General features: G+C 59.1%; 11 protein-coding genes. 1 reads left to right on the top strand and 10 read right to left on the bottom strand.

Going from position 1 to position 13,563, the window contains the following annotated elements; translation table 11 throughout:
* Positions 1 to 61: 61 nt before the first annotated feature.
* The 9 genes from LJ360_RS18760 to LJ360_RS18720 form a co-directional block, all read right to left on the bottom strand.
* Positions 62 to 1,633 (bottom strand): transposase, encoded by a 1,572-nt coding sequence (locus LJ360_RS18760; protein ID WP_264994490.1) that lies wholly within the window; start codon positions 1,631 to 1,633, stop codon positions 62 to 64.
* 170 nt (positions 1,634 to 1,803) lie between these two features.
* Positions 1,804 to 2,391, bottom strand: coding sequence for a hypothetical protein (locus tag LJ360_RS18755; RefSeq protein WP_264994734.1), 588 nt, complete (start codon positions 2,389 to 2,391; stop codon positions 1,804 to 1,806).
* A gap of 207 nt (positions 2,392 to 2,598) precedes the next feature.
* Positions 2,599 to 4,170, bottom strand: coding sequence for a transposase (locus LJ360_RS18750; RefSeq protein WP_264994490.1), 1,572 nt, complete (start codon positions 4,168 to 4,170; stop codon positions 2,599 to 2,601).
* A 152-nt stretch (positions 4,171 to 4,322) separates the two neighbouring features.
* A complete protein-coding gene (locus tag LJ360_RS18745) occupies positions 4,323 to 4,697 on the bottom strand; it encodes a DUF2513 domain-containing protein (protein ID WP_264994733.1) in 375 nt (124 codons plus the stop codon).
* A gap of 368 nt (positions 4,698 to 5,065) precedes the next feature.
* Positions 5,066 to 5,839 carry an SDR family oxidoreductase gene (locus LJ360_RS18740; RefSeq protein WP_264994732.1) on the bottom strand — a complete coding sequence of 258 codons (774 nt, stop codon included), beginning with the start codon at positions 5,837 to 5,839 and terminating at the stop codon, positions 5,066 to 5,068.
* Between the two features lie 78 nt (positions 5,840 to 5,917).
* Positions 5,918 to 7,066, bottom strand: a complete 1,149-nt coding sequence (locus tag LJ360_RS18735; protein ID WP_264994731.1) for an acyl-CoA dehydrogenase family protein — start codon at positions 7,064 to 7,066, stop codon at positions 5,918 to 5,920.
* A gap of 10 nt (positions 7,067 to 7,076) precedes the next feature.
* Entirely contained in the window at positions 7,077 to 8,264 is a 1,188-nt protein-coding gene (locus LJ360_RS18730) for an acyl-CoA dehydrogenase family protein (RefSeq protein ID WP_264994730.1), read from the bottom strand.
* A gap of 98 nt (positions 8,265 to 8,362) precedes the next feature.
* Positions 8,363 to 9,541, bottom strand: a complete 1,179-nt coding sequence (locus LJ360_RS18725) for an acetyl-CoA C-acyltransferase (RefSeq protein ID WP_264994729.1) — start codon at positions 9,539 to 9,541, stop codon at positions 8,363 to 8,365.
* A gap of 59 nt (positions 9,542 to 9,600) precedes the next feature.
* Positions 9,601 to 11,694 (bottom strand): 3-hydroxyacyl-CoA dehydrogenase NAD-binding domain-containing protein, encoded by a 2,094-nt coding sequence (locus tag LJ360_RS18720; RefSeq protein WP_264994728.1) that lies wholly within the window; start codon positions 11,692 to 11,694, stop codon positions 9,601 to 9,603.
* Between the two features lie 248 nt (positions 11,695 to 11,942).
* Between LJ360_RS18720 and LJ360_RS18715 the strand changes: the two genes are divergently transcribed.
* Entirely contained in the window at positions 11,943 to 12,587 is a 645-nt protein-coding gene (locus LJ360_RS18715; protein ID WP_264994727.1) for a TetR/AcrR family transcriptional regulator, read from the top strand.
* Positions 12,588 to 12,623: 36 nt separating this feature from the next.
* On the opposite strand, the gene LJ360_RS18710 is transcribed toward LJ360_RS18715, so the two are convergent.
* Positions 12,624 to 13,493: an alpha/beta fold hydrolase gene (locus LJ360_RS18710; protein WP_264994726.1), complete on the bottom strand. Its 870-nt coding sequence runs from the start codon at positions 13,491 to 13,493 to the stop codon at positions 12,624 to 12,626.
* Positions 13,494 to 13,563: the final 70 nt, after the last annotated feature.

The following is a 13,563-nucleotide window of genomic DNA, read 5'->3' as shown; positions in this document are numbered from 1 at the left end:
GGTCTCAGCACCGGTATTACTGACATTCAGCGGCCACACTCCTAGCCTTCCACACTCAGCATTACGCCGCTAACCGCCCGTAATTCGTCAGCTTTTCAATATTGTGCACCAGGCAGTATAGCTGCCACTGGCCCTGCACCTTTTTCCGGCTCCGCAGACTGAAGCGATTCAGGCGCTTGTTCGTACCGATGTTGCCGAACACCGGTTCCACCACCGACATCCGGTGGCTGTAAATCTCTTTACCCTGCGGGCTGTCTACCCGATGCTTCATCCAATCGGTGTAGTTGGGCAGGCGCTTATTCTCGATGGTGAACGAGACCTGCCTTCCGGACCCTTTGCGATGATTGGCGGACGCCGGGTTCTGCATGCACTGATGCTTCTTCGAGCAGTGTCGACATTGCAACAAACGGCCTTCGAAATGCACCCGCATTTTGCCGTTCTCGGCTTCGCGTGTGGCTTGGTAGCTGATGGCATTGCCTGCCGGGCAGATGCACGTCAGGTTCACCGGATCGAACTGGAATTCACTGGCTGGGATGATTTTCTTCCAGCCAGTGTCCGGCAAGTTCTGATGACGCTTGCCGTACTTGTCTTTCTGGTTCTGGAACTTCGGGTCGCGACTGCGGAATTTGTTGTCCGGCACGTAGCCGTTGATCTGCCGTTCGTGCAGGTACCTCATGTTGGCTTCGTTGGCGAAGCCGGTATCAGCGGTAACGATGGTACCTTGCTGATAAATGTTGTCGGCGATACCCAGTTTCTTGAAGCGGGCTTCTACGCTCTCCAGTACCGGTTGTAAGGTGTGGTGTTCCTGGCCTTCGCCAAAGGCCTGGGCATCGATAATGATCTGGTGTTTCCTGTCCACCGTGGCCACGCCGTTATAGCCCTGGATCGTGCCCTTGCTGGTGGTCATCTTGGCGCTTTCGTTATCGGTGATGTTGCTCTTCACTTCCTTGCTCCGTTTCCCCCGGCCCATCCTTGGGCGGTTCGTCTTTAGGAAGCGGTCGACTTTCTTCGCGGCCTCATCCAGGGACAGGATGGTTTTCGCTCGTCGGATATCCCGGTCCAGTTCGGCCTCGGTTTCCGCCTCGTCCCGCTCGTAATGGGCCTTGAGATGATGACGAACCAGGCGTCGCAGCTTGGTGCGTTTCTCTTCCAGTTCCTTAAAGGTGCCGGACCATTCTTTGGCCGCATTCGACGACATCTTGCAGCCGTCGATGGCGAAGAGCTCGTTGCCCAGCAGGCCTTGGTCGTGGCAGACCAACAATACCTGCTCGAACAGCTCTTCGATCTCATCCGAGTGACTGCTAACGAACTTGGCCAACGTAGTGAAGTGCGGAACGGTGTCGCAGGACAGGGCCTTGAAGATGATGTTGGTCTCGCAGCACCACTGCATCTCGCGGCTGGAGGTGATCCCCTTGGAGTAGGCGAACAGGATGATCTTGAGCAGGATGGCCGGATCGTAGGCCAGCCGGCCGGTGTCTTCGTTGCGGTACTTGGGGTGGAACACCGACAGATCCAGCTTGTGCTCAATCAGGTAGTGCACCGCATGTTCAAAGGTGCCGGGCTGGAGCTGTTCCTGGTAGTTGATCACGACCATGGCGTCCTGGTCGTAGTTGTAATGCTTGAAGCGGGGCATATGACCACTCCTTGTCCGTTTGCCTGATCCTATCAAAACCGAGGGGGATATCGGGGTTTTTCTACAGCCTCAACGCTTGCAGCATGCGCGCCCATGGAATGGAGCCGAAGGCGCAATGTAATGGGCGTCGCCGTGCCTGCACTGGTTATGCAAATCCGGCACCATATTCATCAGTTTCTTCTCTCTGCCAATATTGAGAGAGCGACTAGGTTCGCTTTACCAGGTAGGTCCCTTACTGCCCTCATAGTCCCACTCAGCCTCGAAATCGGTGCATAAGACTTATCCGCTCTCACCAAGATTTGGGCCCATGGCTCTGAATCTTGAAGTCGCAACATGGTTTGTGACAGCTGCACCCACCAATACGCTTCACTGAGATCACTTTCAGACGAACGGATTTGGGAAAAGATGTACTCAGACTCCGAAACAAAGGTCTCAATCCTGCGCTGAATATAGATAGGATTGCTATTCAGATCTCCCAGCGCTTTTGCCATAGCGTTGGTATCAAGATTCCCAATTTTTTGAACTTCAGATTTTACCCAATCACTCTCAGAAGGGGTTGGAGCTTTAACGGACTGCTCCAGTTGACCAACCATGCCTTCAAATAGTTCTAGGCCATACGTCCGCGCTTCTCGGCTTTTGTAGCTAAATTCACCCCCGAGCAGGCCGAGAAGCACTTGCTGCCTATCCAGCTCTTGTCCTGCTGAGACCGCTGGGAAGCCAAGTGTAAGTATCAGGATAGTGATTAATATTTTATGCACTTGCTTCTCCTTAATGCATAACGAGGCTGTAGAAAAACTCGATTTCGAGCCGTCCCCAACGCCTGCTTCCTAAAATTTTTGTAGCGGCCATCAGCTAGCTGATTATCGAGATACCAATGTTCAGCCGTCAGTTTCGGCCCTTTGACGGTCTCAGCACCGGTATTACTGACATTCAGCGGCCACACTCCTAGCCTTCCACACTCAGCATTACGCCGCTAACCGCCCGTAATTCGTCAGCTTTTCAATATTGTGCACCAGGCAGTATAGCTGCCACTGGCCCTGCACCTTTTTCCGGCTCCGCAGACTGAAGCGATTCAGGCGCTTGTTCGTACCGATGTTGCCGAACACCGGTTCCACCACCGACATCCGGTGGCTGTAAATCTCTTTACCCTGCGGGCTGTCTACCCGATGCTTCATCCAATCGGTGTAGTTGGGCAGGCGCTTATTCTCGATGGTGAACGAGACCTGCCTTCCGGACCCTTTGCGATGATTGGCGGACGCCGGGTTCTGCATGCACTGATGCTTCTTCGAGCAGTGTCGACATTGCAACAAACGGCCTTCGAAATGCACCCGCATTTTGCCGTTCTCGGCTTCGCGTGTGGCTTGGTAGCTGATGGCATTGCCTGCCGGGCAGATGCACGTCAGGTTCACCGGATCGAACTGGAATTCACTGGCTGGGATGATTTTCTTCCAGCCAGTGTCCGGCAAGTTCTGATGACGCTTGCCGTACTTGTCTTTCTGGTTCTGGAACTTCGGGTCGCGACTGCGGAATTTGTTGTCCGGCACGTAGCCGTTGATCTGCCGTTCGTGCAGGTACCTCATGTTGGCTTCGTTGGCGAAGCCGGTATCAGCGGTAACGATGGTACCTTGCTGATAAATGTTGTCGGCGATACCCAGTTTCTTGAAGCGGGCTTCTACGCTCTCCAGTACCGGTTGTAAGGTGTGGTGTTCCTGGCCTTCGCCAAAGGCCTGGGCATCGATAATGATCTGGTGTTTCCTGTCCACCGTGGCCACGCCGTTATAGCCCTGGATCGTGCCCTTGCTGGTGGTCATCTTGGCGCTTTCGTTATCGGTGATGTTGCTCTTCACTTCCTTGCTCCGTTTCCCCCGGCCCATCCTTGGGCGGTTCGTCTTTAGGAAGCGGTCGACTTTCTTCGCGGCCTCATCCAGGGACAGGATGGTTTTCGCTCGTCGGATATCCCGGTCCAGTTCGGCCTCGGTTTCCGCCTCGTCCCGCTCGTAATGGGCCTTGAGATGATGACGAACCAGGCGTCGCAGCTTGGTGCGTTTCTCTTCCAGTTCCTTAAAGGTGCCGGACCATTCTTTGGCCGCATTCGACGACATCTTGCAGCCGTCGATGGCGAAGAGCTCGTTGCCCAGCAGGCCTTGGTCGTGGCAGACCAACAATACCTGCTCGAACAGCTCTTCGATCTCATCCGAGTGACTGCTAACGAACTTGGCCAACGTAGTGAAGTGCGGAACGGTGTCGCAGGACAGGGCCTTGAAGATGATGTTGGTCTCGCAGCACCACTGCATCTCGCGGCTGGAGGTGATCCCCTTGGAGTAGGCGAACAGGATGATCTTGAGCAGGATGGCCGGATCGTAGGCCAGCCGGCCGGTGTCTTCGTTGCGGTACTTGGGGTGGAACACCGACAGATCCAGCTTGTGCTCAATCAGGTAGTGCACCGCATGTTCAAAGGTGCCGGGCTGGAGCTGTTCCTGGTAGTTGATCACGACCATGGCGTCCTGGTCGTAGTTGTAATGCTTGAAGCGGGGCATATGACCACTCCTTGTCCGTTTGCCTGATCCTATCAAAACCGAGGGGGATATCGGGGTTTTTCTACAGCCTCAACGCCTGCGATAACCGGCGCCGGAGCGCCAGCGGAGGGAACCAAAAGCGCTACGCTTTTGGCGTCCGGTTGACTGCCTGGTTATGAGTTCCCACTCAATAGGTCATTTACCCTTTTCTTGGCCCAACCTTCAGCCAGCTCCCTTGCCACTTTAATAACGGTCCCAAAGCTCGCTTCTTTGAAATCCCGCTGGATCGTATTCCAGATCTCAGACTGCTTCATGAGGTCGATAAATTCATGACCCTGCCAGGTCAATTTTTTGATGAATACATTTGCAGGAACCTGAGTAGTATTTGAAAGATCATCCAACATTTTGCCTTCTGCAAGACCCGCCTCAATGACCAGAGCTTGATGGTACCGTATCTCGTCAGAATCATAGCCTTCGATTTTATCGGGATCCTCACCAGCTTCCACTGCTAAAAGGACCTGCCTGATCAATCCCATATCTCGCTTCATGACGTACCTACTCCCACTCATAACAGATTATTCTACGGCAAAAGTGACGGTATATCTGAACCAGCCTTTCCCAAGGTATAGGGCAAAGTTCTTGTAAGAACAATGCCTTGCCAGAGCCAAAGCTTCCCTCAACCTGCATATCCATACCAAAAAAAGCGACCAAACGTCGCTATACTTCGAATATATCGACAAAACCGGTGAATATCCGCTGGATATCCGAGAAAAACGTCAAAACCCGCCCACACACGAGACGCCAATCACGTGTTCTGATCGGGATTGGGCTACTGTCCAAAGCAAAAAACCCGGATAACCAAACGGCATCCGGGCAAGGGACTGTCACTGTGAACAGTGCAACCGAGGGGTTTTAATCAGCACACGGTGGTGCCGCCATCAATGGCGATGTTCTGGCCGGTGATGTGGCGGCCGGCTTCGGTGGCCAGCAGGGCGATCAGGCCCTTCATGTCTTCTTCGCCGCCGAAGCGGTTCAGGGGGATGCGCTCCAGCATCTTCTCGCCCATGGCGTCCAGCAGGCCGTTGGCCATCTTGGAGGGGAAGAAGCCGGGGCAGATGCTGTTCACGTTGATGTTGTACTTGCCCCATTCGGCGGCCAGTGCCCGGGTGAAGTTGACGTTGGCGCCCTTGGACGTGTTGTAGGCGATGGTGTTCATGCCTTCCGGGTTGCCGGACAGGCCGGCGATGGAGGCTGTGGTGATCACCTTGCCGGACTTGTTGGGGATCATGCAGCGCTTGCCCACTTCACGGGTGAGGAAGAAGGTGGCGTCCACGTTCAGGTTCATCACCTTGTCCCAGGCTTCGTCCGGGTAGTCTTCCGCTGCGGCACCCCAGGTGGCACCGGCGTTGTTGACCAGGATGTCGATGGTGCCGAAGCGTTCGATGACCTGGTCTACGAAAGCGGGTACTGCCTCACGCTTGGACATGTCGGCAGCGATGGTCATGACCTCGATGCCCTGGCCTTCCAGGTGCTTCTGGGCGTCGTCCAGTTCGTGCTGTTTGCGGGCACTGATGACCAGCTTGGCACCCAGCTCACCCAGGGCTTCGGCCATCTGCAGGCCCAGGCCGCGGGAGCCGCCGGTAATAACGGCGACTTTGCCGGTCAGGTCGAGAAGTTGTTTCAGGCTCATTGGGGGCTCCTATAATTGTTGTGATCTGCCCGGCCGCCTCGTTGTTTAACGAACGGGGCCGGGCTTTGGCAGGTGGGATTAAGCGATTTTTTCCAGCAATGCGTCGCTGACCTTGCCCAGATGATAGTCGGCATCACCGAACAGCAGGTTGATCAGGGTCAGGCGCTTGAAGATGTGGGCGGCCCACATCTCGTCGGTCACGCCCATGCCGCCGTGCAACTGTACGCCCGCCTGGCCCACTTCACGGGCACCCTGGCCGATCAGCAGCTTGGCCTGTGAAATCGCCTCGCGGCGGGCCGCACGGTCGTCGGAGTCGGCGCTGTCTGCCGCCAGGATGGCCATGGACCGGCCCTGCTGGGCATGGATGAACATGTCCGCCATGCGGTGTTGCAGCACCTGGAACTTGGAGATGGGCACGCCAAACTGCTTGCGGGTCTGGGTGTACTCCAGGGTGGCTTCGGTCATGGCATCCATGGCGCCCACGGCTTCGGCACACAGGGCGGCAATGCCCTGATCGATGGCCTTTTCCAGCGCCGGGAAGCCCTGGTTGGCTTCGCCGATAATGGCGTCGGCGCCCACTTTCACGTCCTTCAGAGTCACTTCGGCGGTGCGGAAACCGTCGTGGGTGGCGAAGTCGGTGACGGTGACGCCACTGGCATCGGCATCCACCAGGAACAGGGTAATGCCGTCTTCACTGCGGGCATCGCCGCTGGTGCGGGCGGATACGATCAGCTGGTTGGCCTGGCCGCCGTGGATGACGGCGGTCTTGGTGCCGTTGAGTACGTAGTCGCTGCCGTCAGCCTTGGCCACGGTGTTGATGTGTGCCAGGTTGTAGCGGGCACCGTGCTCGTAGGTGGCCAGTGCCATCAGCTTCTCGCCGCTGGCGATGGCCGGCAGGATGGCCTGCTTCTGGGCGTCGGATCCGGCGTCACGGACCAGCCCACCGGCCAGTACCACGGTAGCCAGGTAGGGCTCGGTCACCAGGGCGCGGCCGAAGGACTCCATTACCAGCATGGTGTCTATGCCGTTGCCGCCCAGGCCGTCGTAGTCCTCGGGGAAGGTGAAGGCCAGCAGGCCCATTTCCGCCAGGGCATTCCAGGTACCGGCGTCGGTACCCTTGCCGGATTCGATGATCTCGCGGCGTTTCTCAAAAGTGTACTCGTTGGCCAGGAAGCGGCGCAGCGAGTCCTGCAGCATTTGCTGTTCTTCTGTCAGTTCGAAGTTCATGGTCCGCTCCTTACAGCCCCAGCACCAGTTTGGAAATGATGTTGCGCTGGATCTCGTTGGATCCGCCGAAGATGGACAGCTTGCGCATGTTGAAGTAGTCACCTGCCGCCGGTACGGCGTTCATGCCGCCAACCATGGGGCCGTCGTAGTCGGGCTCCAGGGCATCCGGGATGTGGGCGAGGGCGCCCTGGCCGGTCGCTTCCATGGCCAGTTCGAACAGGCGCTGGCCGATCTCGGTGCCGCGAATCTTGAGGATGGAGGCCTCGGGCCCCGGGCCGGACGAGTTGGTCAGTACCCGCAGCACGGTCAGCTCCAGCGCACGCAGTTCGGCGTCCAGCTGGGCCAGGCGGTCGCGGAAGCGGGGGTTCTCGATGATGGCGTGGCCGTCATCCTGTTCTTCCCGGGCGATTTCCTTCAGGCGGCGCATCATGGCTTTCCACTGGCCCACGTTGGCCAGGCCGGTACGCTCGTGGCCCAGCAGGTACTTGGCGTAGGTCCAGCCCTTGTCCTCTTCGCCCACCAGGTTTTCCACCGGCACCTTGACGTTCTCGAAGAACACATCGTTAATTTCGTGCTCACCATCCAGCATGATGATGGGCTTTACGTCGATGCCCGGGGTCTTCATGTCGATCAGCAGGAAGGAGATGCCCTCCTGGGCCTTCACGTCCTTGTTGGTGCGAACCAGGCAGAAGATCCAGTCGCCGTGCTGACCCAGGGTGGTCCAGGTTTTCTGGCCGTTGACGATGTAGTAGTCACCGTCCCGCTCGGCGGTGGTGCGCAGGGAGGCCAGGTCGGAACCGGAGCCCGGCTCGGAATAACCCTGGGACCACCAGACGTCGCCGCTGACGATACCGGGCAGGTGCTTGTCTTTCTGCTCCTGGTTGCCGAACTTCATGATCACCGGGGCCACCATGCGCAGACCGAAGTCCAGCTGGCGGGGTGCGCCAGCGAGGGCACACTCTTCCTCGAAGATCAGTTGTTCCACTTCGCTCCAGCCGGTGCCGCCGAATTCCTTCGGCCAGGTGCTGGCGCCCCAGCCCTGCTTGTACAGAATCTGTTGCCAGCGGACGATCATGTCCTTGGTGAAGCGCAGGCGCTTCTGAACCCGCTCGCGGATGTCATCCGGCAGGTTGTCCTGCAGGAACTGGCGGACTTCCTGGCGGAAGGCCTCCTGTTCAGGGGTGTAGTTCAGATCCATGGTTGTCTCTCTTTATCGTCAGTTGCAACGGGGCCCCTGAATGGTTGTCAGGGGCCCCGGTTAGTCATGCAATAGCCTTATTCGTATGAAATGCCCGATCAGGCCACTTCAAACAGACCTGCGGCACCCATACCGGTACCCACGCACATGGTAACCACCACGTATTTCACGCCGCGGCGCTTGCCTTCTATGAGGGCGTGGCCCACCAGGCGGGAGCCAGTGGTGCCGTAGGGGTGGCCCACCGCAATGGCGCCGCCGTTGACGTTCAGGCGGTCCATGGGAATGCCCAGTTCACGCTGACAGTACAGTACCTGGACGGCGAAGGCCTCGTTCAGTTCCCACAGGCCGATGTCGTCCACGGTCAGGCCCGCACGCTTGAGCAGCTTGGGTACCGCGTAGACCGGGCCAATGCCCATTTCGTCCGGCTCACAGCCTGCTACGGCGAAGCCACGGAAGATGCCCAGCGGCTGCAGGCCACGCTGCTCGGCCAGCTTGCCATCCATCAGCACACAGGCAGAGGCGCCGTCGGAGAACTGGCTGGCGTTGCCCGCAGTGACTACGCCACCTTCCATCGCGGAGCGGATCTTGCTTACGCCTTCCAGGTTGGTGCCGGGGCGGATGCCTTCGTCCTGGGACACGGTCACTTCCTTGCTCATCAGCTGGCCGGTGGCCTTGTCGGCAACGCCGGCGGTAGTGGTGATGGGCACGATCTCGTCGTCGAACTTGCCTTCCTCACGGGCCGTGGCGGCCAGGGTCTGGCTGCGTACGCCGTATTCGTCCATGTCCTCTTTCTTGACCTTGTAGCGCTGGGCCACGGTCTCGGCGGTCTGTAGCATGGACCAGTACAGCTCCGGCTTGTTCTGCATCAGCCAGGGCTCGGCAACGTAGTTCTGGTTAACGGTGGCCTGTACGGTGGAGATGGACTCCACGCCACCGGCAACCATCACTGGGACCTTGTCCACGGCAATGTGGTGGGCGGCCATGGCGATGGCCTGCAGGCCAGAGGAGCAGAACCGGTTGATGGTGGCGCCGGCCACGGACACCGGCAGGCCTGCACGGATCGCGCCCATGCGGGCGACGTCGTTACCAGTAGAACCTTCCGGCAGGGCACAGCCCATCAGTACGTCTTCAATCTCGGCGGGATCCACCTTTGAACGCTCAACGGCGTGCTGGATAGCGTGACCGGCCAGGGTGGCGCCGTGGGTCATGTTCAGGCCGCCGCGCCAGGACTTGGCCAGGGGCGTGCGGGCGGTGGATACGATGACAACATCATTCATAATCTTTCTCCTGTGTGCCGGGGCCCGCGCGGGCCCCGGCGATCAATTCGTTGGTGGCCTTACTGATCGAAACCCTTGCCTTCCTGCGCGCATTTCACGAGCAGCGGTGCCGGCTCCCAGAAGCCCTGCTGGGTGTTGGGGTTCTCGGCGAAGGGCTCCATGTCGCGGACTACGTTGGCCAGGCCAACCTGTTCGGCGTAGTGCATGGGGCCACCACGGAATACCGGGAAGCCGTAGCCGGTCAGGTACACCATGTCGATATCGGAGGCACGCTGGGCAATGCCTTCCTCCAGGATGCGGGCACCCTCGTTCACCAGGGCGTAGACACAACGCTGGACAATTTCCTGGTTGCTGATCTTACGCGGGGTGATACCCATCTCGGCACGACACTCGTCGACAACCTTGTCCACTTCCGGATCGTGCAGGGCCTTGCGGTTGCCCGGTTCATACTTGTAGAAGCCGGAGCCGGTCTTCTGGCCATAGCGGCCCATCTCGCACAGGCGGTCGGCAATGAGGTTCTTCTTCATGCCGGGGTTTTCCGCGTACAGGCGCTTGCGGATGGCCCAGCCGATATCGCCGCCGGCCAGGTCGGCCATGCGCAGCGGTCCCATGGCAAAGCCGAACTTCTCGATGGCCTTGTCGATCTGCTGCACGCTGGCGCCTTCCTCCAGCATGGTCAGGGCCTCACGGGAGTACTGGTTGATCATCCGGTTGCCGATAAAGCCATCGCAGACACCGGAAACCACCGCTGTCTTGCGAATGGTCTTGGCGAGCTTCATGGCGGTGGCCAGGACGTCCTTGGCCGTTTTGTCACCACGCACCACTTCCAGCAGCTTCATGATGTTGGCGGGGCTGAAGAAGTGCAGGCCGATCACGTCTTCCGGGCGCTTGGTGAAGCTGGCGATCTTGTTCACGTCCAGGGTGGAGGTGTTGGAGGCCAGGATGGCGCCGGACTTGCAGATCTCGTCCAGCTTGTTGAACACCTGCTCTTTAACGCCCATTTCCTCGAACACCGCCTCGATGACCAGGTCTGCGTCCTTCAGGTCGTCATAGCTCAGGGACGGTGTCAGCAGGTCCAGCTTCGCCTTGGCCTTGTCCTCGGTCATGCGGCCTTTCTTCACCTGGCCTTCGTAGACCTTGCGGATGGCTTCCACGCCACGGTCGAGGCCTTCCTGCTTCATCTCGACGATGGTGACCGGAATGCCGGCGTTCAGGAAGTTGATGGAAATACCGGTGCCCATGGTGCCGGCACCGATCACGCCCACCTTGTTGATGTCACGGGTGGGGGTGTCAGACGGCACGTCGGAAATCTTGCTGGTCTTGCGCTCGGCAAAGAAGGCGTGGCGCAGGGCGGCGGACTCCGGGGTCTGCATCAGGTACTTGATGCCGTCACGCTCGACCTTCATGCCCTCGTCGAAGGGCTTGGTGGCAGCGGCTTCCACCGCTTCGAGGCACTTCAGCGGAGCGGGGTAGTTCTTTGCCATGGCACCGATGGTGTTGCGGGCGAACATGAAGAAGCCTTCCGGGTTGGGATGCTTCACCTTCAGGTCGCGTACCTTCTTCAGTGGCATCTTGTCGGCAACTACCTTGCGGGCGAAGGCCAGGGCGCCTTCCATCAGGTCGCCTTCGATGATTTCGTCCAGCAGCGGGGTGCCTTCAAACTTCTTCGCCGGCACTACCGCGCCGGAGACGATCATGTTCAGGGCCTGCTCGACACCGATAACCCGCGGCAACCGCTGGGTGCCACCGGCGCCCGGCAGGATGCCCAGCTTCACTTCCGGCAGGGCGAGGGTGGCGTCCGGCTTTGATACCCGGTAGTTACAGCCCAGGGCCAGTTCCAGGCCGCCGCCCATGCAGTTACCGCTGATGGCCGCGATAACCGGTTTTTTGGCGGTTTCCACATAGTGGATGGCGGTGGTGAGGATGGGCTCCTGCATCACTCTCGGGGTGCCAAACTCGGTGATGTCAGCGCCGCCGGAGAAAGCCCGGTCAGAACCGGTGATGACGATGGCCTCGATGGCGCTGTCCTGCTCTGCTTTCTTGATGCCGTCGACAATGCCCTGGCGCAGTCCGAGGCTGAGGCCGTTGACCGGCGGATTGTCCAGGCGGATAACGGCTACATTGCCGTTGGTGTCGTAGTGTGCGGTGCTCATGCTCGCTCCTTATTGGCGGTGGCAACAGGTGCCGTATAGCTCTGTCGGCTCTTTCCGGGACAGGTCGGTCCCCGGTTCGGCGCCTTATGGATAATGGAATGGGGGAGTTTTATTCCATACACTGGTGTCTGGAGAGTCCGTACAGTAATGTATGTTGGCGTAAAAGGTCAACGGGGTTGTACACTCCGCGCCCCTTGGCCTTCCAGGACCCAAACTGGCACACCCGCCACCCGATCGACAGGCAGACTATGGCATCCGACTCCAAAGGTACCCCCAGGGCCTCCGGAAAAACCGGCAAGCCCCAGTTGACCCGCGACGACTGGCTGGATGCCGCCGCTGGTGAGGTAGCCAGTGGTGGTTTTGGCAGTTTGCGGGTGCTCACGCTCGCCAAGAAACTCGGCGTTACCCGGGGCAGTTTCTACTGGCATTTCCGGGACCATGAAGACCTGGTAGACAGCTTCCTGGACCGCTGGCGGGACCGGCGGTTCGTCGAGCTGGACTACATGCGGCCTAAAGGGGAACACCCGGAAGAGGAACTGCACCAGTTGCTGCAACTGCTGCTGACTGACGCCTCCCGTAACGTACGCCGGTTACAGGTGGAACTGGCCGTGCGGGACTTTGCCCGCCGTAACCGCCATGCCGCCGAGATCGTCGAGGAGGTGGACCAGGCCCGGGTCGAGCAGAACAAGCTGTTGTTCCGCAACCTGGGCAGCGCCGATAGCGAAACCGAGGACCTGGCGATGCTGATGTACGTGGCATCTGTGGGTTCCCAGGTGGTGCTTTCCGGCCGCAAGGGTAACGAGGATGCGGTCGCCAGGATCGAGAACCTGGTGGCCCGGCTAGCCCTGGGGCAGGGCGGCGGCAGCGTGCGCGTGAAGGACGAAGAAGAGTAGGGCGGCCATCAGGACCGCCCTTTACGGAATGCCCGTTCAGCGGGCGTCGAAAAAGCCGTTCATGTGACCAGCCACCTCTTCCGGCTTTTCTTCCTGCAGGAAGTGCCCGGCATCCACCTGTTCCACCCGGATCTCTTCAAAGCAATCCTCGATGTGGTTCAGGTACTCCGGAATGATCACCTTGTCCTTGTTGCCGTAGATGTAGAGGCTCGGGATTTTCCATTTATGGCCTGACAGGGTGGCCCAGCGCTTGGCATCCTCCTTGAACGCGCGGTAATAGCTGGCGCCCGCGCCCGGGGTGCCGGGGATGCTGTACATGCGCACGTATTCGGCCACAGCGTCCTCCGGAATCGGTTTCACCACGCCGTTAACGAAGAAGCGGATCCAGGTGTCCTCATTGCCGGGGATCATCGCCTCCGCCAGGCCGGGGGCCTGCTGGAAGTGCTGGTACCAGTACGCCTTGCCGCTGCCGGAGCGGACCTTTTCGATCACTTCCATGTTGCCCTTGAGGTTATTGATGATGGCGATGTTCATGATCACCATCTTCTGGATCCGGCCCGGGATCGCCAGGGCCACTTCCTGGGCCACGATGCCACCCCAGTCATGGCCCACCAGTTGGAACTCCCCGATGCCCAGCTCGTCCAGCATGCTGACCACATCTTCCGCCAGGGCCTGTTTCATGTAGTGCTGTTGGCCTTCTGTACGCTCGCTGTCACCCAGGCCCCGCAGGTCAGGTGCGATCACCCGTAGCCCTTCTTTCAGGTGGCGACCGGTGTGCTCCCAGCAATAGGAGCTTTCGGGCCAGCCGTGAATCATGACCACCGGGGCGCCGGAGGGGTCACCGCCCTCGCGCCAGGTGAACGTGCCGCGTGGGGTGGAGAGGGTTTTGGGTTCGCTGAGATACATGGTGGGGCTCCTGCCTGTTGTTCTGTCGTTGGTGTTGGTTGGAATCAGGTTGCAAAACAAAACCTGATCC

This window comes from Marinobacter sp. AN1, assembly GCF_026013985.1.
Taxonomy (GTDB): Bacteria; Pseudomonadota; Gammaproteobacteria; order Pseudomonadales; family Oleiphilaceae; genus Marinobacter; species Marinobacter segnicrescens.
Note: the sequence above shows the minus strand (reverse complement) of the source record. Positions and strands in the feature narration are given on the sequence as shown.

Coding starts and splice junctions, on each gene's coding strand:
- LJ360_RS18740 (WP_264994732.1), bottom strand. CDS start 5,839: ATGAGCCTGAAACAACTTCTCGACCTGACCGGCAAAGTCGCCGTTATT.
- LJ360_RS18725 (WP_264994729.1), bottom strand. CDS start 9,541: ATGAATGATGTTGTCATCGTATCCACCGCCCGCACGCCCCTGGCCAAG.
- LJ360_RS18720 (WP_264994728.1), bottom strand. CDS start 11,694: ATGAGCACCGCACACTACGACACCAACGGCAATGTAGCCGTTATCCGC.
- LJ360_RS18760 (WP_264994490.1), bottom strand. CDS start 1,633: ATGCCCCGCTTCAAGCATTACAACTACGACCAGGACGCCATGGTCGTG.
- LJ360_RS18730 (WP_264994730.1), bottom strand. CDS start 8,264: ATGGATCTGAACTACACCCCTGAACAGGAGGCCTTCCGCCAGGAAGTC.
- LJ360_RS18715 (WP_264994727.1), top strand. CDS start 11,943: ATGGCATCCGACTCCAAAGGTACCCCCAGGGCCTCCGGAAAAACCGGC.
- LJ360_RS18745 (WP_264994733.1), bottom strand. CDS start 4,697: ATGAAGCGAGATATGGGATTGATCAGGCAGGTCCTTTTAGCAGTGGAA.
- LJ360_RS18750 (WP_264994490.1), bottom strand. CDS start 4,170: ATGCCCCGCTTCAAGCATTACAACTACGACCAGGACGCCATGGTCGTG.
- LJ360_RS18710 (WP_264994726.1), bottom strand. CDS start 13,493: ATGTATCTCAGCGAACCCAAAACCCTCTCCACCCCACGCGGCACGTTC.
- LJ360_RS18735 (WP_264994731.1), bottom strand. CDS start 7,066: ATGAACTTCGAACTGACAGAAGAACAGCAAATGCTGCAGGACTCGCTG.